Consider the following 19630-nt stretch of genomic DNA (forward strand, 5'->3'; position numbering starts at 1 on the left):
TGACAGAGTGATATACATGATGAAACTGGATCTTTCAGGCAAAGTCGCCGTCGTCAGCGGCTCCACCTCCGGCATCGGTCTCGGCATCGCGCGCGGGCTTGCCAAAACGGGCGCCACCGTGGTGATCGTCGGCCGTCAGAAAGCCGGGGTCGATAACGCCATCGCCGACATCAGCGCCAACGTGCCCGGCGCGCAGGTACGCGGCGTGGTCGCCGATCTCGGCACCGAACAAGGGGCTGCAACCCTGTTCGCCGCGGAGCCTAAAGCCGACGTGCTGGTCAACAACCTCGGTATTTTCAACGATAAAGACTTCTTTACCGTGCCCGACAGCGAGTGGATGCACTTCTATAACGTCAACGTCCTCTCGGGCGTGCGTCTGGCGCGCCACTACGCGCAGAGCATGACCGAACAGGGCTGGGGACGCATTATTTTCGTGTCGTCCGAATCCGGCGTCGCCATCCCGGCGGATATGATCAACTACGGCGTGACCAAAAGCGCCAACCTGGCGGTATCTCACGGCCTGGCGAAACGCCTCGCCGGCACCGGCGTGACGGTCAACGCCATCCTGCCAGGGCCAACCTTTACCGAAGGCCTGCAGGAGATGCTGGCGGAAGCGGCGGCCAAATCCGGGCGCAGCGCGCGCGATCAGGCCGACGAGTTCGTTAAAACCGAACGCCCAAGCTCCATCATTCAACGCGCGGCGGACGTCGATGAAGTGGCCAACCTGGCCGTTTACCTTGCGTCTCCGCTGTCTTCGGCCACTACCGGCGCGGCGCTGCGCGTCGACGGCGGCGTCGTCGACACCCTGGCAATGTAATTCCGTACCCTAAACCGATATCAAGAGAGAAAGAAAATGGCTACTACATCCGTATCTATGAACATCCCGGCATCCGCCGACACCGTATGGCAACTGATCGGCGGCTTCGACGCCCTGCCTGACTGGCTGCCGTTCATTCCGAAAAGCGTCGTTTCTGAAGGCGGCCGCGTGCGCACTTTGACGACCTCTGACGGCGGTACCGTTATCGAGCGGCTGGAAGCGTTCGACAACCGTCAACGCAGCTACAGCTACTCCATCATGCAGGCGCCGTTCCCGGTGGTGAATTACCTGTCCACCCTGTCGGTACACGCCACCGACGACGCCAACGTGGCGCGCGTGGAATGGTCGGGCAGCTTCACGCCGGTCAATATCAGCGACGACGAAGCCGTCGCCCTGTTCCATGGCATCTACCAGGATGGCCTGGATGCGCTGAGCGGCAACTTCCCGCGTTAATGCGTGAACACTCCTCACGCTTACGGCCGATGGTGAAAACCATCGGCCATTTTTTTGCTTTAGCTCTGGAGCAGGATAAATCCGCCAGCGCCGTTTATGCTGTAAAGGAGACTTCCGTTTGAGGAGATGGCCGTGCGCCCTTTCAGCCTGAAGACTATCGACCATGTGGTGCTGCGCGTGCGCGATATGCAGAAAAGCCTGCATTTTTATACCCGGATCGTCGGCTGTGATATCGCCAAACAGCGGCCGGATTTGGGGCTGATGCACCTGCGCGCCGGAGCGGCCATGATCGATCTGGTGGATATTAACGGCGTGTTGGGGAAAAAAGGCGGCACGGCGCCCGATCCTCACCGGCAAAATGTCGATCACATCTGCCTGCGCATCGATCCTTTCAACGAGGACGAGCTGTTGGCCTATCTGCGATCGCAGGGGATCTGCGTTGATCCCGCCGAATCGCGCTATGGCGCTGAAGGCGACGGCCCGTCCATTTATTTCAGCGATCCGGACGGCAATCGCGTGGAATTGAAGGGGCCGGCGATCGGCTAGATCCTGGCGCTCCCGTTGATGTCGGACAGCCGTTGGCGATCCGTCACCCGCAGTGATTTGTTTTTAAATTGAATGATGCCGTCCGCCGCGAGCTGCGCCAGCGCGCGGCTCAGCTGTCTGACGGAGATGCCCAATCTCGCCGCCAGCGCCTCCCGGTTTTCCAGCTCAATCAATTCCCCTTCGTTCTTTATCTTGAATAATAAAAATTTTCGCAGTTTATACTCCGCCGTAAAAACGCCGTTCGCATGCAGCAAAGAGGCATTCAGCAGCTTATTGCTCAATTGCCGGCAGATAAAGGTGAGGAACGCCGGGTCGCTCAGGGCGTGATTGTTGATGGCCTCTATCGGTGCCGCGAGGAGCAGCGCGTCGGTCACCGCCTGCACGGTGCTGAACAGCGTGCGCTGCGCCTGGGAGAACAGCTCCAGATCGCCAATCACCGAGAAATCCGTTTCGAAGGAAAAGACAATGTGCGCGCCATTCACATCAAAATTCTCAACCTGCAATTTTCCCTGCACGAGAAAAAACAGGTGGGTCAAACGATCGCTTTGCGTCACCAGGTATTCGCCGGCTTCGACGCTGACCAGGCGCAGTGCGGCGAGCAGCGTGGGCGAAAGCGCCGTTCGCAGATCGTGAGCGTCGATAAAAGCTTCTTTTAGCTTGCTGTCACCGACCGTTTTCAAGGCGATTCACTCCCAGGGCTCATCCTTAAACGTCTTACATCCTCGCTTTCGACTGCGTTCAGCATAGCCGACGCGCTTCAGAACGAAAAAGGACATCTGACCTTTTTTGCCTTAGGTCGTCTGGGTACTTTCTCCGCATAGCCCACCCGAGGAGATGGCCATGCGACATATTTTGATAGATACCGATACTGCTTCCGACGATGCCGTCGCGCTGCTGATGGCGTTGCGCGCACCCGACGTAAAGGTGGAAGCGATCACCACCGTCGCGGGAAACTGCCCGCTTGAACAGTGCGTCAAAAATGCACTTATCTGCGTGGAAAAAGCGGGAACCTATGCGCCCCCGGTTTATGCCGGCATGGCGAAACCGCTTTTGCGAACGCGTTATCATTCGCACCATATTCACGGCGAAGACGGCATGGGCGACATGGCCTTGCCCGATCCGCGCCAGAGCGCCGAACCCGTTCATGCCGTGGACGCCATCATCGACTGCGCCGCACGGCTCAATGGCGAGCTGGAAATCGTCACCCTCGGGCCGTTGACCAATCTCGCGATGGCGGTGCTGAAAGCGCCCACGCTGGCCGAAAAAGTGAAGAGGGTTTATGTGATGGGCGGTTCCGGGCTGATGCCCGGCAATATCACCCCGCTGGCCGAATTTAATTTTTACGCCGATGCCGAGGCCGCGCATCTGGTGCTCACTGCCGGGCTGCCGCTCACCCTCGTTGGCTGGGAGATCGGCATGGGGGAAGCATTTATCAACGAACGCGATATAGAGCGATTGAATAATCTCGGCGAACTGGGGCGCTTTGCCGTGCGCTGCAATCGCACGCTGATGGCGTTCAACGCCATGCGCACCGAACGTAAAGGCTTTGATTTGCCCGATCCGACCACCATGGCGGTGGCGCTCTACCCGGACATCGTCGAAACCAGTCTGGAGGCGTATTCCTGGGTTGAATATAAAAGTGAAAGGTCTTACGGCCATTACGTCATCGATTCCACCCACCTGACCGGCGAACCGGCCAATGCGTGCGTGATCACCCGCATCAAACCCGGCCTGTTTAAAGAAAAACTGTTTTCGTTGTTATCTCAGCCGTTAATGAAATAAGTGGCCCGTATGAAATTCGATCCAAGAAAATTGAAGAAAGTGGAATTACACGTCCATTTGGATACCTGTTTAAGCTACCACTATGTCAAAAAGGTCGACCCGCAAATAACCAGAGCGGCATTTAATCGGCAATTTATCGCGCCGAAGCGATGCGCCGATCTGGGGAACTTTTTAAGCAAGATAGCGCCGCAAATAGATCTATTACAGACACGCCAGGCGATAACGCTGGCCGTCGGGGACTTATTCGCGCAGTTGGCGGCGGATAATGTCATCTATGCCGAGCTGCGCTTCGCGCCGCTGCTGCATACCCGGCTGGGATTAACCGGCGAAGCGGTGGTCGAGACGGTGCTGGCGGCCATGCATCACGCATCACGGGCTTACGGCATCGCCGCCGGGCTGATCCTGTGTACGCTGCGACATTTCGACGCGGCCGCCAGCCTGCAAACGGCGAAACTGGTTATCGATTATCAGGGAAGCGGCGTGGCGGCGCTGGATTTGGCCGCCGACGAAGCGCGTTACCCGCTGGCCAATCACGTAGCGGCCTTTCGGGCGGTGCGCGAAGCCGGCGGCAACGTCATCGCCCACGCCGGCGAGGCGAAGGGCGCCGACAGCGTACGGGAAACGCTGGAGCGGCTACAGGTGTCGCGCATCGGCCACGGCGTCAGGAGCATCGAGGATGCTGCCCTTATCGAGCGTCTGATAGCCACCGGCGTCCTGCTCGAGATCTGCCCCAGCTGCAATCTCGTCTGCAATCTGTTCGACAGCATCGACGATCATCCGATAGATCGGCTGAAAAGGATGGGAGTGCGGCTGAACGTGAATACCGATGCGCGCACCGTCGCCGACACCACGCTGAACAAGGAGTACCAGCTGTTGCATGACGCCTTCGGCTGGCAGGATGACGATTTTAACCGCAGCAACCGACAGGCGCTGGAGGCGAGTTTTCTCGACGGCAACACTAAAATGAAATTAATGAATCAGCTCAAGGCCGGGCCAATGTGACCCGGCACGTGTCAAGGCTGAGCGGGTTTTAACGCCCCTGCGCCGCCAGCGCCTGGGCGCAGGCCCAGGCCGAACTCCAGGCCCACTGGAAGTTGTAGCCACCCAGCCACCCGGTCACGTCCACCACTTCGCCGATGAAATAGAGCCCCGGCACCTTGTGGGCCTCCATCGTCTTGGAGGAAAGTTCGTTGGTGTCAACGCCGCCGAGCGTCACTTCCGCCGTGCGGTAGCCTTCGGTGCCGTTCGGCTGCACGCGCCAGTTCTGCAACAGATCCACCAGCGCCGCTTGTTGCGGCGCATTCAGCTGCTTCAGCGTCGCCTCCGGCAGTTGTCCCAGGGTCTGCAAGCACTCCACCAGCCGCTTCGGCAAATGCAGCGCCAGGGTGTTTTTCAGGCTTTGGTTCGGGTGCTCTTGGCGTTGGTTATCCAGGAAGCCCGCCAGATCCAGCTCAGGAAGTAAGTTAACGCTCACATACTCACCCGGCTGCCAGTAGCTGGACAGCTGCAATACCGCCGGGCCGGAGAGACCGCGATGGGTGAACAGGATGCTTTCACGGAAGCTGACGCCGTTCTCGGCGGTGATCACCGCCGGCACCGACACGCCGGACAGCGCCTGCACATGCTCCAGCAGCGGCTTATGCAGGGTAAAAGGCACCAGCCCGGCGCGCGTCGGCAGCACCCTGAGGCCGAACTGCTCCGCCAGTTTGTAACCGAACGGCGAGGCGCCCAACCCCGGCATGGATAATCCGCCGCTGGCCACCACAAGTGAGCGGGCACTTACTTTTTCGCCATTGAGCGCCAGCTGGTAGCCGTTCTCGGTTTTCTCCACGCCCAGCACTTCGCTGCGCAGGCGCATCGTCACCTGGCCCAGCTCGCACTCTTTGACCAGCAGATCCACCACCTGCTGCGCCGAATCGTCGCAGAACAGCTGCCCCAGCGTTTTTTCATGGTAGGCGATGCCGTAGCGGTTGATCAGATCGATGAAGTCCCACTGGGTGTAGCGCGCCAGCGCCGACTTGCAGAAGTGCGGGTTGTTCGACAGATAGGCCGCCGGTTCGGCGTACATGTTGGTAAAGTTGCAGCGCCCGCCGCCGGACATCAGGATCTTGCGGCCCGGTTTTTTGCCGTTGTCGAGCAGCAACACGCGGCAACCGAGTTGCCCCGCCTGCGCGGCGCAAAACATGCCGGCGGCACCCGCCCCAATCACTACGACATCAAACTGTTCCACCTGAGCCTCACTTATCAAAACCACAATCGCGACAAAAGAGCGCCATATTACGCCGTTTCGCCGCCGGTCACCGCCAAATTCACGGCGGCAGATTGTAAAGCCCCGGCGCCGCCAACGCCACAGTAAGAAAATATTACAGAGGTCAGAGGAGAATAACGCGTTGATATTCAATATTTTTGTTATAGGCGCGTCATCGTTTCGTCATGTCCAAATCAAAAAAACGTCATATTTTCCTTTTCCCCGGCCCCGGTTGTCACTGATAATGCGCGGCGTTCATGTCCACAAACTGGCGTAACGCTTATGCTGCATTTGTTCGCTGGCCTGGATTTCCATACCGGCCTGATGTTAATTCTCGCATTGTTGTTCGTGTTGTTTTATGAAGCCATCAACGGTTTTCATGATACGGCCAATGCGGTCGCTACAGTTATTTATACCCGCGCCATGCGCTCGCAACTTGCGGTCGTGATGGCAGGTTTGTTCAACTTTCTTGGCGTAATGCTCGGCGGTTTGAGTGTTGCTTACGCCATCGTCCACTTGCTGCCTACCGATCTGTTGTTGAACGTCAGTTCAGCACACGGATTAGCCATGGTCTTCTCCATGCTGTTGGCGGCAATCATCTGGAACCTCGGCACCTGGTATTTCGGTCTGCCGGCCTCCAGTTCCCATACGCTGATAGGCGCAATCATCGGTGTCGGTTTAACCAACGCCCTGATGACCCACACTTCGGTGGTGGATGCGCTTAACGTCCCGAAAATGATTGGCATTTTCCTTTCTCTGCTGTTCTCGCCGCTGGTCGGCATGATGGTGGCGGGAGTGATGGTGTTCGCCTTGCGCCGCTATTGGAGTGGCACCAAGAAACGCCAGCGTATCCACATGACCCCTGCGGAACGTGAAAAGGTCGACGGCAAACGCAAGCCGCCGTTCTGGACCCGTATCGCGCTGATCCTGTCGGCGATTGGCGTCAGCTTCTCGCACGGCGCCAACGACGGCCAGAAAGGCATCGGCCTTATCATGCTGGTGTTGATCGGCGTTGCGCCGGCCGGCTTCGTGGTCAATATGAATGCAACCGGTTATGACATCACCCGTACGCGTGACGCCGTGACCCACCTGCAGCAATATTACCAGCAGCACGGCGACGCGCTGTCGCATGCGGTGTCGCTGACGCCGCTGGTGCCAAGCCCGGATGACGAAGCTGCGTCTGGCAAACCGGCCGAGTTCCACTGTGACAGTTCGCGCGCCATGCCGGCGATCGAGCTGGCTCAGGGCATGCTGACCAACCTGCAAAGCTACGATCAGCTGACGGTTGACCAGCGCAGCCACCTGCGCCGCCTGCTGATGTGCGTGACCGACACGGCGGATAAAGTCGCCAAGCTGCCGGAAACCTCATCCGCCGACCAGCGCTTCCTGAAGAACCTGCGTCAGGATCTGCTGCAGACCGTCGAGTACGCGCCGATGTGGATCATCGTCGCCGTCGCGCTGGCGCTGTCGCTCGGTACCATGGTGGGCTGGAAACGCGTGGCCACCACCATCGGCGAGAAGATCGGCAAGAAAGGCATGACCTACGCCCAGGGCGTATCGGCCCAGATGACCGCGGCGCTGTCGATCGGCGTGGCGAGCTATACCGGCATGCCGGTCTCCACCACCCACGTCCTCTCTTCGGCGGTTGCCGGGACGATGATCGTGGACGGCGGCGGCGTGCAGAGCAAAACCGTGAAGAACATCCTGTTGGCCTGGGTACTGACCCTGCCAATCTCGATTCTGCTTTCCGGTGCGCTGTATTGGATTGCGTTGAAGCTGATCTAAGCGATAAGCATCATGAGGAAGGCGGCCGCAGGGCCGCCTTTTTTTTGCCTGCATCAAGGGAAACAGAAAGGCATTAATACCAAATCATCATCGCTATCAGGCAGATGACCACCAGGCCGCACAGGGCCGAGGTCAGCATAAACTGCCCGCGCACCCGCTCACAGCGGCGAATAAACTCCGGATCGTGGTGTTCGACATAGCGCTGCGCAAAGATATAGCGCACCAGCCTCAGCTGCTTGCTGGGTTGGCCGTGGGCGGTGAAGAAGCCGCCGCCGTCGACGTATTGGTACAGCAGCGGGTCACAGCCGCGCAATACCACCAGCAGCGCGCGCAGAGAAGAGTAATACCGCACCATGTTTACCACACACACCACACATAAGGCCCAAAACAGCGCGACGGTACTGATCATGATTGCCCCCTCAAGGCGTTGTTATCCGCGGCCATCCGCCGGGTCCAACCGCCCTACCTCATTACCCGATACTCTGCTGGAGCTTACCGCTCTCATCCCCTTTTTTTGCCTGCACGGGCCACGCCCATAACCCACCGCCTCCGAAGACGTTGCCGCACCGCACGATGAGATTTGCACGGCATGGTTCTACTCAGAGGAGAAATGATGAGGCCCATATCCATCATTGTAGGTTAATGGAACGCAAACTGGCCTGAGCAGTGGATAAAATTTACCGCCCTGTAGCGAAAAGTCACCTGCCGGGGCGTTATAAGCGATAACCGTCCGTTTCGATTATGTCGCTTTTCTGGATAGTCTATCCCGCGCCACGCCGCTGATCTTTCCCCCCACGCTGGCTAGACTCAGGTTTCCGTTACGCTCATCCAAGGAAACTGTTATGGCAAACCATTCAATCAAGGGAAAAACCGTCCTCATCGCCGGCGGCGCCAAAAACCTCGGCGGGCTGATCGCGCGCGATTTGGCTGAACAAGGCGCCAAAGCGGTGGTGATCCACTACAACAGCGCCGCTTCCAAAGCCGAAGCGGAAAAAACCGTCGCCGCCATTCAGGCCGCCGGGGCGCAAGGCGTCGCGCTGCAGGCCGATCTGACCACCGCGGGCGCGGTCGAGAAGCTGTTCGCCGATGCGGTCGCCGCCGTCGGCAAGCCGGATATCGCCATCAATACCGTCGGCAAGGTGCTGAAAAAGCCGCTGATCGACATCAGCGAAGCCGAGTACGACGAGATGACTGCGGTCAACGCCAAAACCGCGTTCTTCTTCCTGAAAGAAGCGGGTAAGCACCTTAACGACAACGGCAAAATCTGCACGCTGGTCACCTCGCTGCTCGGCGCCTTCACGCCGTTCTACGCCGCTTATGCCGGCACCAAGGCGCCGGTGGAGCACTTCACCCGCGCCGCCGCCAAGGAGTTCGGCGAGCGCGGTATCTCCGTGACGGCGGTCGGCCCCGGCCCGATGGATACCCCGTTCTTCTACCCGGCAGAGGGTGCGGACGCCGTGGCCTACCACAAAACGGCGGCGGCGCTGTCGCCGTTCAGCCAAACCGGCCTGACCGATATCGAAGACGTGGTGCCGTTCATCCGCCATCTGGTCAGCGACGGCTGGTGGATAACCGGCCAAACCATCCTGATCAACGGCGGCTACACCACCAAATAAACCCGGCGGGGGCACCTATCGCCCCCGCACCTGCTCGCGCGCAACCGCGCCATGCGGCTACACTCTACTGTCAGAAACGGCGCCAAGGAACAGCAGATCAGCGAGATGGACAGATTCAATCAATACCGCGTATTCGTACAGGTGGCGGAAATGGGCAGCTTTATCCGAGCGGCCCATGCGCTGGAGGTGCCGCGCGCCTCGGTCTCCGCCGCCGTGCAGCAATTGGAAACGCAGCTGGGCGTGCGACTGCTGCACCGCACCACGCGGCAGGTGCGGCTGACCGCCGACGGCGAACAGCTGCTCGAGCGGCTGCGCCCGCTGCTGGCCGAAGTGGAAGACATCGAACAGTCATTTCAGGCCAGCCAACGGCAGGCCTCCGGACGGCTCAGCGTCGACGTGCCGAGCCGCATCGCCCGCCGGCTGATCGCGCCGGCGCTGCCCGGCTTGCTGCGGCGCCATCCTCACCTGCAGCTGGTGCTCGGCTCCGCCGATCGCGCCATCGATCTGGTGCAGGAGGGGGTCGACTGCGCGGTGCGCGTCGGCGATCTGCACGACAGCAGCCTGGTGATGCGCCCGCTCGGCCATATCGCGCTGATCAACTGCGCCAGCCCCGCCTACCTGAGCGAATTCGGTCATCCGCTCCACCCCGGCGATCTTGCCGAGGGGCACTGGAGCATCGGCTACGCCTCACCCAGGACCGGCCGCGAATCCCCCTGGGAATACCTGACCGGCGACGGCCATACGCAACGGCTCGAACTACCCAGCCGGGTGGTGGTCAACAACGCCGAAAGCTATATCGCCTGCTGCCGCGCCGGGCTGGGGCTGATGCAAATCCCGCGCTACGACGTGCAACACCTGCTCGACGCCGGTGAACTGGTGGAAGTCCTGCCCGGTTACCGCGCCGCCTCCATGCCGATCGCCCTGATCTACCCCCATCGCCGCCAGCGTTCCCGCCGTTTGGCGGTGTTTCATGAGTGGTTTGAAAGCCTACTGCAGCCGCATCTGGAGCGCTGATTGCACATTTAGCGCTATACTTTGTTTAATAACGCTTATAATTCAAGCGGTCAGACCGTTAAAACCCGCATAACCCATAGGCTTTTACGCCGCGCGGGTGTACAACGAAAGGTATCGTGCGCAGAGATTTTCGATGCGGCGCAGTGTGATCGCCCCAACATATCATTGCGTTATCCGAATGATACTATGGAACCAACAGCGCCAGGCGGGTACACGGAACGCCTGCTAACCCTTTTTAATCGGCATGTTTATGGAAGGAGTATTCTTATGGCTTACAAACACATATTGATCGCGGTAGACCTATCCCCGGAAAGCAAGATCCTGGTAGAAAAAGCCGTCTCTATGGCGCGGCCGTATAACGCCAAAGTTTCTCTGATCCACGTCGATGTCAACTATTCCGACCTCTATACCGGCCTTATCGACGTCAATCTCGGCGACATGCAAAAACGCATCTCTGAAGAAACCCATCAGGCGCTGACCGAGCTGTCGCAAAACGCCGGCTACCCGATCACCGAGACCCTGAGCGGCAGCGGCGATCTGGCGCAGGTGCTGGTGGACGCCATCAAGAAATACGACATGGACCTGGTGCTGTGCGGCCACCATCAGGACTTCTGGAGCAAGCTGATGTCTTCCGCGCGCCAGCTGATCAATACCGTGCACATCGATATGCTGATCGTGCCGCTGCGCGATGAAGAAGACGAATAAAGTAAGCGCTTGCTAACTTAACTAACCAACGCCCGCGCCCTGCGGGCGTTTTTCATGCCGCCACGCCGATTAATCGCTTGATAATCAACCGCCCTCCGATGATATAGTCGCTAAAGACACAACATCCTCCCCCGAGCATCGCCTATACCCAAATCTATAAGAAATAGCGGGGGAAATTTAATGCGAAAAGGAGTTATCCATGGAATATGCCGTATCGGTAGAGTCTTTCCTGTCCTCGTTACAACGCCATAACCCCCACCAGCCGGAATATCTGCAGGCGGTGCGCGAAGTGTTCACCTCGCTGTGGCCATTTATCGAACGCAATCCGCGCTATCGCGAACAGGCGCTGCTGGAGCGCCTGGTGGAGCCCGAGCGTATCATTCAGTTCCGCGTCAGCTGGGTGGACGATCGCGGCCAGGTGCAGGTCAACCGCGCCTTCCGCGTGCAGTTCAACTCGGCCATCGGCCCCTACAAGGGCGGCATGCGCTTCCACCCGTCGGTAAACCTGTCGATCCTGAAGTTCCTCGGCTTTGAGCAGACCTTCAAGAATGCGCTGACCACCCTGCCGATGGGCGGCGGCAAAGGCGGCTCCGATTTCGATCCGAAGGGCAAAAGCCAGGGCGAGATCATGCGCTTCTGCCAGGCGCTGATGACCGAGCTGTATCGCCACTTGGGCCCGGACACCGACGTGCCGGCCGGGGACATCGGCGTCGGCGGCCGTGAAGTCGGCTTTATGGCCGGCATGATGAAAAAACTGTCCAACAACACCGCCTGCGTGTTTACCGGCAAAGGGCTCTCCTTCGGCGGCAGCCTGATCCGCCCCGAGGCGACCGGCTACGGCCTGGTGTACTTTACCGACGCCATGCTGCAGCGCCACGGCCTGGGCTTTGAGGGGATGCGGGTGGCGGTATCCGGCTCCGGCAACGTGGCGCAGTACACCATCGAGAAAGCGCTGGAGCTGGACGCACGCGTGATCACCGTATCGGATTCCGGCGGCACTCTGGTGGACGAAGACGGCTTCACCACCGAGAAGCTGGCGCACCTGGCGGAGATCAAAAACCAGCGCTACGGCCGGGTGGCGGACTACGCCCGCGAACGCGGCCTGACCTACCTGGCGGGCCAGCAGCCGTGGAACGTGCCGGTGGATATCGCCCTGCCGTGCGCCACCCAGAACGAGCTGGATCTCGAGGCGGCGCAGACGCTGATCCGCAACGGGGTGAAAGCGGTGGCGGAAGGCGCCAACATGCCGACCACCATCCAGGCCACCGACGCCTTCCTCGACGCCGGGGTGCTGTTCGCGCCCGGCAAGGCGGCCAACGCCGGCGGCGTGGCCACCTCGGGACTGGAGATGGCGCAAAACGCCGCGCGCATCGGCTGGCGGGCGGAAAAAGTGGATGTACGTTTACAACATATCATGGCGGATATTCACCATGCCTGCGTGGAATACGGCGGCGAGGGCAAGCAGACTCACTATGTGCACGGCGCGAATATCGCCGGTTTCGTCAAGGTTGCAGAGGCGATGCTGGCCCAGGGCGTGCTGTAATCGGGCGCAAAGGTGATCTTGTTCACACATCGATTAAATGCTTCAATGCCGGCCTCTGCGCCGGCATTTTTTTCCGCGTCCAAGCCATCAAAATGATGCGCAAACGTTAATTAAAAGTTAATAAAAAGTTATTTACAGCCGTTTGGTTGGTAGTAAATTTACCACCGCCAAATAATTAAACATTTATTTAACACTAAATACGCCAATATTTTACTTAAATGTGCGCAGATCACATTTCGTTAACTTCGGCTACGCCCCCTCTTCCATTCCTTTGTAATCTGCAGCGGTGGAAAAACCGCCACCCCTACAGATAAAAAAAGGTACAGCTAATGAAATTTAACCTCGCATTATTAAATGCATGTGTGGTTTCTGCGTGCATGTTATCGACAACACCTGTGTTCGCCGCTGATAAATATGAGATTGCCGTGGTCGCCAAAGTGACCGGCATTCCGTGGTTCAACCGCATGGAAGTGGGCGTCAACGAAGCGGCGAAAAAACTCGACGTCAACGCCTACCAGACCGGCCCTTCTACGCCGGATCCGGCCGCGCAGGTCAAGGTGATTGAGGATCTGATCGCCAAGAACGTCAACGCCATCATCGTGGTGCCGAACGACGCCAAGGTGCTGGAGCCGGTGCTGAAAAAAGCGCGCGACAAAGGCATCGTGGTGCTGACCCATGAATCCCCGGACCAGCAGATCGGCCAGTGGGACATCGAGACCATCGACAGCGAGAAATACGCGCAGGCCAACGTCGATGAGCTGGCGAAAAACATGGGCGGCAAAGGCGGCTACGCGATCTACGTCGGCTCGCTGACCGTGCCGCTGCACAACGCCTGGGCCGATTCCGCCATCAAGTACCAGAAAGAAAAATACCCGGACATGTTTGAAGTCACCTCGCGCTTGCCGGTGGCGGAAAGCATCGACAAATCCTATGCCACCACGCTGGATCTGATGAAAACCTATCCGCAGATGAAGGGCATCATCGGCTTTGGTTCGCTCGGCCCGATCGGCGCCGGCCAGGCGGTGGCCAAGAAGCGCGCCAAGGACAAAATCGCGGTGGTGGGCATCGCCATGCCGGCGCAGGCTGCCCCTTACCTGATGCGCGGCGACATCAAGAAAGCGCTGCTGTGGGATCCGAAAGACGCCGGTTATGCGCTGGTGACGGTGGCCGATCAGCTGCTGCAGGGCAAGGACGTGAACAAAGACCTGTCGATCGAGGGGTTGGGTAAGGCCGACGTCGATATGGAGCACAAAGTGATTCGGTTTAATAAGATTTTGGAAGTGACCAAAGACAACGCCCAATCGCTCGGATTCTGATTTTTCGCGTAATTTCGCCACACCGGGAAAGTAGTTAAACCCTCGTAGGGGCGCAGCGTTGCTGCGCCCAGGGCTTCGGCCGCTACGCAAGCACAGGTTAACGTTATGACAGCCTCCCCCGCATTTATCACCCTGGAGAATATCAGCAAGCGATTCCCAGGCGTGCTGGCATTAGACCAGATCAACCTGACGCTGAATAAAGGCGAAGTGCACTGCCTGGCCGGGCAAAACGGCTGCGGCAAAAGCACCATTATTAAAATCATCTCCGGCGTCTATCAGCCGGAAAAAGGCGCCAATATTTCGCTGGAAGGCAAACTCTTCCACGCCCTGACGCCGCAGCTGTCCGGTTATTACGGCATACAGGTGATCTACCAGGACCTGTCGCTGTTCCCTAACCTGACGGTGGCGGAAAACATCGCCATCCACCGTTACCTGCCCGGCGGCCACTTCTGGGTGCGCAAGCGGGTGATGCGCCAGACGGCGCTGGACGCCATGGCGCGGGTCGGCGTACACATCGATCCCGATAAAAAAGTAGAAAAACTGTCGATCGCCGATCGGCAGCTGGTGGCGATTTGCCGCGCCATCGCCGCCGAAGCGCGGTTGGTTATCATGGACGAACCGACCGCCTCGCTGACCCGCCAGGAGGTCGACGGCCTGCTGCGGGTGGTCAACGAATTGAAAGCAGCCGGCATCTGCGTGGTGTTCGTCAGCCACCGATTGGATGAAGTGATGGAAGTCGCCGATCGCATCAGCGTGATGCGCGACGGCAAGCTGGTGGGCACCTGGCCGGCCAGCGAACTGGACAGCCATGAACTGGCGTTCCTGATGACCGGCCAACGCTTCCATTACAGCCCGCTGCCCCCGCTGCCGCCGGCCGAACAGGCACCGCTGCTCGAGGTGCGCAACCTCAGCCGCGGCGAAAAATACCGCAACGTCAATCTGGCGCTGCGCGGCGGCGAGATCGTCTCGATCGTCGGCCTGCTCGGCGCCGGCCGCACCGAACTGTGCCTCAGCCTGTTCGGCATGACGCGGCCGGACAGCGGCGAGATCCGCATCGAGGGCCAAGCGGTGCAGCTGCACAACAACCGCGAAGCGGTGCGCCACGGCATCGGTTATGTGTCGGAGGATCGTCTGACGCAGGGATTGATCATGGAGCAATCGATCTACGACAACACCATCGTCACCGTCTTCGATCGGCTGCATACCTCGCTTGGATTGCTGGATCACGCCAAGGCGACCGAGCTGGTCAACCGGCTGATCCGCGATCTGAACATCAAGGTGTCCGACAGCGCATTGCCGGTGAAGACCCTGTCCGGCGGCAACGCCCAGCGCATCGCCATCGCCAAATGGGTCGCAACCCAGCCGAAGATCCTGATCCTCGACTCACCCACCGTCGGCGTCGACATCGCCAACAAAGAGGGGATCTATCAGATCGCCCGCGATCTGGCGCAGCTGGGCATGGCGGTGCTGATGATCTGCGACGAGATCCCGGAAGCCTATTACAACAGCCATCGGGTGATGGTGATGCGCAAGGGCGAGCTGATCGCCGAATTCGCGCCGCACCAGAGTACCGAACAACAGATCGCCGAGGTGGTGAATGGATAAGTCATTATTGGCCCGCCTGGCCGGGCGGCACGAGTTTTATCTCGGCCTGCTGGTGCTGCTGCTGGCGATCGGCCTGAGCGCCGGCACCGATGAGTTTCTGACGCTCGGCAACCTGACCGACGTCGCCACCAGCTACGCCATTCTCGGCATCCTGGCCTGCGGGCTGTTCGTGGTGCTGATCGCCGGCGGCATCGACATTTCGTTCCCGGCGGTCACCGCCATCGCGCAGTATGTGATGGCCAGCTGGGTGATCCAGCACGGCGGCAGCTTCCCGCTGGCGTTCGCCCTGGCGATTGGCGTCGGCCTGCTGCTCGGGTTGGTGAACGGTTTCCTGGTGTATTGGCTCAAGGTGCCGGCGATCATCATCACCATCGCTACCCTTAACCTGTTCTACGGCCTGCTGGTGTACGCCACCAACGGTACCTGGCTGTACGGCTTCCCGGACTGGTTCATGAACGGCATCAACTGGTTCTCGTTCCAGGGCGCCGACGGTTACGACTACGGCCTGACGCTGCCGCTGCTGTGCCTGCTGGCGACCATCGTCGTCACCGGCGTGCTGATGAACCGCACCCGGCTGGGGCGCCAGATCTACGCCATGGGCGGCAACCGCGACGCGGCGTCGCGCCTGGGGTTGAACCTGCTGCGGCTGCACTTCTGCGTCTACGGCTATATGGGCATTCTGGCCGGCGTCGCGGCGGTGGTGCAGGCGCAAATCACCCAGTCGGTGGCGCCCAACTCGCTGCTCGGCTTCGAGCTGACGGTATTGGCGGCGGTGGTGCTGGGCGGCACCAGCATGAGCGGCGGCCGCGGATCGTTGACCGGCACCCTGCTCGGCGTGGTGCTGCTGGCCTTCCTGCAAAACGGGCTGACGCTGCTCAGCGTCTCGGCCTATTGGCACCAGGTATTCAGCGGCGCGATCATTTTGATCAGCATCAGCACCACCGCCTGGAACGAAAAACGCAAGCTGCTCAAGGAGATCTGACATGACGCAGTTAACTCGGTTGATCCCAAACGATCGGATCATTCGCCTGCAGGGCGCGATCATCATCGCGGTGGCGCTGCTGTTCGCCGGGCTGCTCGGATCGCGCTTCTTCAGCCTCGGCAACTTCCAGTCGATCGCCTCGCAGCTGCCGATCCTCGGCCTGCTGGCGCTCGGCATGGGCATCACCATGCTGACCGGCGGCATCAACCTGTCGATCATCGCCGGCGCCAACGCCTGTTCGCTGGTGATGGCGGCGATCATCGTCAGCCATCCCGACCAGCCTCTGTTCCTGGCGCTGGCGCTGTTGGCCGGCCTGTTGGTGGCGGTGGCGATCGGCGCGCTGAACGGCGTGCTGGTAGCCTGGATCGGCGTTTCGCCGATCCTCGCCTCGCTCGGCACCATGACGCTGATCACCGGCCTGAATATTCTGCTGTCCAACGGCGCGGTGATCTCCGGCTTCCCGGCGGCGATTCAATTTCTCGGCAACGGCGCCGTGCTCGGCGTACCGGTGGCGCTGATCCTGTTCCTGCTGGTGGCGGTCGGTCTGTGGCTGCTGCTGGAGCACACCACGCTGGGCCGCAGCCTGTACCTGATCGGCTCCAACGAGCAGGCCACCCGCTTTAGCGGCGTGAACACCGCGCGGGTGCAGATCGCGGTGTACATCCTGTCGGCGCTGCTCGGCTGGGGCGCCGCGCTGCTGATGATGGCCAAGTTCAACTCGGCCAAGGCCGGCTACGGCGAATCTTATCTGCTGGTGACCATTCTGGCCTCGGTGCTGGGCGGCATCAACCCGGACGGCGGTTTCGGCCGCATTCTGGGGCTGGTGCTGGCGCTGATCGTGCTGCAAATGTTGGAAAGCGGCCTCAATTTGCTGGGGGTCAGCAGCTACCTGACCATGGCCCTGTGGGGCGGCGTGCTGATCCTGTTTATCGCGTTACAGAATCGAAAAGCTTAGGAGAAAACAGATAATGGCGAGCTATTTTATTGGCGTAGATGTGGGCACCGGAAGCGCGCGCGCAGGCGTATTCGATCTCAATGGGCGCATGGTCGGCCAGGCCAGCCGGGCCATCGATCTGTACCGGCCAAAGGCGGATTTCGTCGAGCAGTCGTCGGATAACATCTGGCAGGCGGTGTGCAATGCGGTGCGCGACGCGGTCAACCAGGCCGACATCAACCCGATCCAGGTCAAAGGGCTGGGCTTCGACGCCACCTGTTCGCTGGTGGTGCTGGATAAAGAGGGCAAACCGCTGACCGTCAGCCCCTCCGGCCGCACCGAGCAGAACATCATCGTGTGGATGGATCACCGGGCGATCGCCCAGGCCGAGCGCATCAACGCCACCAAACACCGGGTGCTGGACTTCGTCGGCGGCATCATTTCGCCGGAGATGCAGACGCCGAAACTGCTGTGGTTGAAACAGCACATGCCCACCACCTGGGCCAACGCCGGCTACCTGTTCGATCTGCCGGACTTCCTCACCTGGCGCGCCACCCAGGATGCCACCCGCTCGCTGTGCTCGACGGTGTGCAAGTGGACCTATCTCGGCCACGAGCAGCGTTGGGACAAGAGCTACTTCCAGCAGATCGGGCTGGAAGACGTGCTGGAACATGACGCGGCCAAGATCGGCAGCGACGTTAAAATGATGGGTGAGCCGCTGGGCCACGGCCTGACCCAGCGTGCCGCCAGCGAGATGGGGCTGATCGCCGGCACGGCGGTGAGCGTATCGATCATCGACGCGCACGCCGGCACCCTCGGCACGCTGGGCGCCACCGGCGTCTCCGGCGAGGTGGCCGACTTCAATCGCCGCGTCGCGCTGATCGGCGGCACCTCCACCGGCCATATGGCGATGTCGCGCACCGCGCGCTTTATCGGCGGCGTCTGGGGGCCGTATTACTCGGCGATCCTGCCGGAATACTGGCTGAACGAGGGCGGCCAGTCCGCTACCGGCGCGCTGATCGACCACGTCATCCAGTCGCACCCGTGCTATCAGGAGCTGCTGGCGCAGGCGAAAGCCCAGGGCCAGACCATCTATGAGGTGCTGAACGCCATTCTGCGCCGCATGGCCGGCGAGCCGGAGAACATCGCCTTCCTGACGCAGGACATTCACATGCTGCCGTACTTCCACGGCAACCGCTCGCCGCGCGCCAACCCGACGCTGACCGGTATCCTGACCGGGCTGAAGCTGTCGCGCACGCCGGAAGACATGGCGCTGCACTACCTGGCCACCATTCAGGCCATCGCGCTCGGCACCCGCCACATCATCGAAACCATGAACCACAGCGGCTACAGCATCGACACCATCATGGCCAGCGGCGGCGGCACCAAGAACCCGATCTTCGTGCAGGAGCACGCCAACGCCACCGGTTGCGCCATGCTGCTGCCGGAGGAGAGCGAAGCGATGCTGCTGGGCGGCGCGATGATGGGCACCGTGGCGGCCGGCGTGTTCGACACCTTGCCGGAGGCGATGAGCGCCATGAGCCGCATCGGCAAGACGGTGACGCCGCAGACCAACCAGATAAAAAGCTATTACGACCGTAAATACCGGGTGTTCCACGAGCTGTACAACGACCACATGAAATACCGCCGGTTGATGCAGGAGGAGGCGTGATGCAGCAGGAGTGGCGGCAGGCCGTACAGGGCTGGCAAACCTACAGCCAGGAGCTGGCGCAGCTGGGCGAACGCCTCGACGCGCACACCTGGCAGCGGCTGCTGGCGCTGCTGGCCGACTGCCGCGGTAAAATCGCCGTCACCGGCGTCGGCACCTCTGGGATTGCGGCGCGCAAGATAGCCCATATGCTGGCCTGCGTGGAGCGGCCGGCGGTCTATCTCGACGCCACCGGCGCGGCGCACGGCGATCTGGGCTTCCTGCGCGCAGACGATCTGCTGATCCTGATCTCGCGCGGCGGCAATTCCGACGAGCTGACCCGCCTGCTGCCGACGCTGCAGGCCAAGGGAGTGACGCTGATCGCGGTGACGGAAAACCCGCATTCCGCCATCGCGCAGGCGGCGCAGCTGACGATCGCTACCGGGGTGCAGAAGGAGATAGATCCGCTGAACATGCTGGCCACCACCTCAATTGTGCTGGTGTTGGCGATCTTCGACGCCGCCTGCGCCTGCCTGATGGCGCGCAGTGGTTACGACAAGAACGCCTTGCTGGCGGTGCATCCGGGCGGCGGCGTGGGGAAAAGTTTACGAGAGGAAAACTGAGGGCCCGACACAG

The 19630-nt window shown here is 60.4% G+C and carries 19 protein-coding genes; 16 read left to right on the plus strand and 3 right to left on the minus strand.

Going from position 1 to position 19630, the window contains the following annotated elements:
• The first annotated feature begins 19 nt into the window (after positions 1 to 19).
• The 3 genes from AC2CGI_RS22000 to AC2CGI_RS22010 all read left to right on the plus strand — a co-directional run bounded on the left by AC2CGI_RS22000 (position 20) and on the right by AC2CGI_RS22010 (position 1816).
• Positions 20 to 817 carry an SDR family NAD(P)-dependent oxidoreductase gene (locus AC2CGI_RS22000; protein ID WP_004930955.1) on the plus strand — a complete coding sequence of 266 codons (798 nt, stop codon included), beginning with the start codon at positions 20 to 22 and terminating at the stop codon, positions 815 to 817.
• A 36-nt stretch (positions 818 to 853) separates the two neighbouring features.
• Entirely contained in the window at positions 854 to 1270 is a 417-nt protein-coding gene (locus tag AC2CGI_RS22005; protein ID WP_031300306.1) for an SRPBCC family protein, read from the plus strand.
• A gap of 126 nt (positions 1271 to 1396) precedes the next feature.
• Complete coding sequence (locus AC2CGI_RS22010) at positions 1397 to 1816, plus strand: VOC family protein (RefSeq protein ID WP_484593970.1); 420 nt, start codon at positions 1397 to 1399, stop codon at positions 1814 to 1816.
• On the opposite strand, the gene AC2CGI_RS22015 is transcribed toward AC2CGI_RS22010, so the two are convergent.
• Complete coding sequence (locus AC2CGI_RS22015) at positions 1813 to 2496, minus strand: Crp/Fnr family transcriptional regulator (protein ID WP_021505201.1); 684 nt, start codon at positions 2494 to 2496, stop codon at positions 1813 to 1815. The two genes, AC2CGI_RS22010 and AC2CGI_RS22015, sit on opposite strands and share 4 nt — an antisense overlap.
• A gap of 160 nt (positions 2497 to 2656) precedes the next feature.
• Between AC2CGI_RS22015 and AC2CGI_RS22020 the strand changes: the two genes are divergently transcribed.
• Together AC2CGI_RS22020 and add are read left to right on the plus strand one after the other, a co-directional pair.
• Positions 2657 to 3598 (plus strand): nucleoside hydrolase, encoded by a 942-nt coding sequence (locus AC2CGI_RS22020; RefSeq protein WP_015379360.1) that lies wholly within the window; start codon positions 2657 to 2659, stop codon positions 3596 to 3598.
• 9 nt (positions 3599 to 3607) lie between these two features.
• Complete coding sequence (gene add, locus AC2CGI_RS22025) at positions 3608 to 4600, plus strand: adenosine deaminase (protein ID WP_076741282.1); 993 nt, start codon at positions 3608 to 3610, stop codon at positions 4598 to 4600.
• Positions 4601 to 4628: 28 nt separating this feature from the next.
• Here the strand turns inward: add and AC2CGI_RS22030 are convergent, their stop codons facing one another.
• On the minus strand, positions 4629 to 5828 hold the full coding sequence (locus AC2CGI_RS22030; protein ID WP_004930974.1) for a BaiN/RdsA family NAD(P)/FAD-dependent oxidoreductase: 1200 nt from the start codon (positions 5826 to 5828) through the stop codon (positions 4629 to 4631).
• 300 nt (positions 5829 to 6128) lie between these two features.
• Here AC2CGI_RS22030 and pitA point away from each other — a divergent pair, with 300 nt between their 5' ends.
• Positions 6129 to 7631: an inorganic phosphate transporter PitA gene (gene pitA / locus AC2CGI_RS22035; protein ID WP_015379362.1), complete on the plus strand. Its 1503-nt coding sequence runs from the start codon at positions 6129 to 6131 to the stop codon at positions 7629 to 7631.
• A 73-nt stretch (positions 7632 to 7704) separates the two neighbouring features.
• Here pitA and uspB read toward each other — a convergent pair whose 3' ends face one another.
• Positions 7705 to 8040 carry a universal stress protein UspB gene (gene uspB / locus AC2CGI_RS22040; RefSeq protein ID WP_004930978.1) on the minus strand — a complete coding sequence of 112 codons (336 nt, stop codon included), beginning with the start codon at positions 8038 to 8040 and terminating at the stop codon, positions 7705 to 7707.
• Between the two features lie 433 nt (positions 8041 to 8473).
• Here uspB and AC2CGI_RS22045 point away from each other — a divergent pair, with 433 nt between their 5' ends.
• From AC2CGI_RS22045 to AC2CGI_RS22090, 10 genes are all read left to right on the plus strand, one after another.
• Complete coding sequence (locus tag AC2CGI_RS22045; protein ID WP_044030056.1) at positions 8474 to 9247, plus strand: SDR family oxidoreductase; 774 nt, start codon at positions 8474 to 8476, stop codon at positions 9245 to 9247.
• Between the two features lie 105 nt (positions 9248 to 9352).
• Positions 9353 to 10261 (plus strand): LysR family transcriptional regulator, encoded by a 909-nt coding sequence (locus AC2CGI_RS22050; RefSeq protein WP_076741283.1) that lies wholly within the window; start codon positions 9353 to 9355, stop codon positions 10259 to 10261.
• A gap of 267 nt (positions 10262 to 10528) precedes the next feature.
• Positions 10529 to 10966, plus strand: a complete 438-nt coding sequence (uspA, locus tag AC2CGI_RS22055; protein WP_004930988.1) for a universal stress protein UspA — start codon at positions 10529 to 10531, stop codon at positions 10964 to 10966.
• A gap of 199 nt (positions 10967 to 11165) precedes the next feature.
• Positions 11166 to 12509 (plus strand): NADP-specific glutamate dehydrogenase, encoded by a 1344-nt coding sequence (gene gdhA / locus AC2CGI_RS22060; protein ID WP_021505207.1) that lies wholly within the window; start codon positions 11166 to 11168, stop codon positions 12507 to 12509.
• Positions 12510 to 12838: 329 nt separating this feature from the next.
• Positions 12839 to 13825 (plus strand): autoinducer 2 ABC transporter substrate-binding protein, encoded by a 987-nt coding sequence (locus tag AC2CGI_RS22065; protein ID WP_031300309.1) that lies wholly within the window; start codon positions 12839 to 12841, stop codon positions 13823 to 13825.
• 105 nt (positions 13826 to 13930) lie between these two features.
• On the plus strand, positions 13931 to 15430 hold the full coding sequence (locus AC2CGI_RS22070; RefSeq protein ID WP_015379366.1) for a sugar ABC transporter ATP-binding protein: 1500 nt from the start codon (positions 13931 to 13933) through the stop codon (positions 15428 to 15430).
• Positions 15423 to 16412, plus strand: coding sequence for an ABC transporter permease (locus tag AC2CGI_RS22075; RefSeq protein ID WP_015379367.1), 990 nt, complete (start codon positions 15423 to 15425; stop codon positions 16410 to 16412). The genes AC2CGI_RS22070 and AC2CGI_RS22075 overlap by 8 nt, the downstream gene beginning before the upstream one ends.
• A gap of 1 nt (position 16413) precedes the next feature.
• Positions 16414 to 17367 (plus strand): ABC transporter permease, encoded by a 954-nt coding sequence (locus AC2CGI_RS22080; RefSeq protein WP_015379368.1) that lies wholly within the window; start codon positions 16414 to 16416, stop codon positions 17365 to 17367.
• A 13-nt stretch (positions 17368 to 17380) separates the two neighbouring features.
• The gene (locus AC2CGI_RS22085; protein ID WP_049240465.1) at positions 17381 to 19018 is read left to right on the plus strand and encodes an FGGY-family carbohydrate kinase; all 1638 of its coding nucleotides are present in this window, start codon (positions 17381 to 17383) and stop codon (positions 19016 to 19018) included.
• Positions 19018 to 19617, plus strand: coding sequence for a KpsF/GutQ family sugar-phosphate isomerase (locus AC2CGI_RS22090; RefSeq protein WP_076741284.1), 600 nt, complete (start codon positions 19018 to 19020; stop codon positions 19615 to 19617). Before AC2CGI_RS22085 ends, AC2CGI_RS22090 begins: the two co-directional genes overlap by 1 nt.
• The last annotated feature ends 13 nt before the right edge of the window (positions 19618 to 19630 follow it).

Source organism: Serratia sp. LSHTC3 (assembly GCF_057197125.1).

Bases quoted from the DNA above. Each gene is read 5' to 3' on its own strand.
- AC2CGI_RS22000 (WP_004930955.1), top strand. From the start codon at position 20: ATGAAACTGGATCTTTCAGGCAAAGTCGCCGTCGTCAGCGGCTCCACC.
- AC2CGI_RS22005 (WP_031300306.1), top strand. From the start codon at position 854: ATGGCTACTACATCCGTATCTATGAACATCCCGGCATCCGCCGACACC.
- AC2CGI_RS22010 (WP_484593970.1), top strand. From the start codon at position 1,397: ATGGCCGTGCGCCCTTTCAGCCTGAAGACTATCGACCATGTGGTGCTG.
- AC2CGI_RS22020 (WP_015379360.1), top strand. From the start codon at position 2,657: ATGCGACATATTTTGATAGATACCGATACTGCTTCCGACGATGCCGTC.
- add (WP_076741282.1), top strand. From the start codon at position 3,608: ATGAAATTCGATCCAAGAAAATTGAAGAAAGTGGAATTACACGTCCAT.
- pitA (WP_015379362.1), top strand. From the start codon at position 6,129: ATGCTGCATTTGTTCGCTGGCCTGGATTTCCATACCGGCCTGATGTTA.
- uspB (WP_004930978.1), bottom strand. From the start codon at position 8,040: ATGATCAGTACCGTCGCGCTGTTTTGGGCCTTATGTGTGGTGTGTGTG.
- AC2CGI_RS22045 (WP_044030056.1), top strand. From the start codon at position 8,474: ATGGCAAACCATTCAATCAAGGGAAAAACCGTCCTCATCGCCGGCGGC.
- AC2CGI_RS22050 (WP_076741283.1), top strand. From the start codon at position 9,353: ATGGACAGATTCAATCAATACCGCGTATTCGTACAGGTGGCGGAAATG.
- uspA (WP_004930988.1), top strand. From the start codon at position 10,529: ATGGCTTACAAACACATATTGATCGCGGTAGACCTATCCCCGGAAAGC.
- gdhA (WP_021505207.1), top strand. From the start codon at position 11,166: ATGGAATATGCCGTATCGGTAGAGTCTTTCCTGTCCTCGTTACAACGC.
- AC2CGI_RS22065 (WP_031300309.1), top strand. From the start codon at position 12,839: ATGAAATTTAACCTCGCATTATTAAATGCATGTGTGGTTTCTGCGTGC.
- AC2CGI_RS22070 (WP_015379366.1), top strand. From the start codon at position 13,931: ATGACAGCCTCCCCCGCATTTATCACCCTGGAGAATATCAGCAAGCGA.
- AC2CGI_RS22075 (WP_015379367.1), top strand. From the start codon at position 15,423: ATGGATAAGTCATTATTGGCCCGCCTGGCCGGGCGGCACGAGTTTTAT.
- AC2CGI_RS22080 (WP_015379368.1), top strand. From the start codon at position 16,414: ATGACGCAGTTAACTCGGTTGATCCCAAACGATCGGATCATTCGCCTG.
- AC2CGI_RS22085 (WP_049240465.1), top strand. From the start codon at position 17,381: ATGGCGAGCTATTTTATTGGCGTAGATGTGGGCACCGGAAGCGCGCGC.
- AC2CGI_RS22090 (WP_076741284.1), top strand. From the start codon at position 19,018: ATGCAGCAGGAGTGGCGGCAGGCCGTACAGGGCTGGCAAACCTACAGC.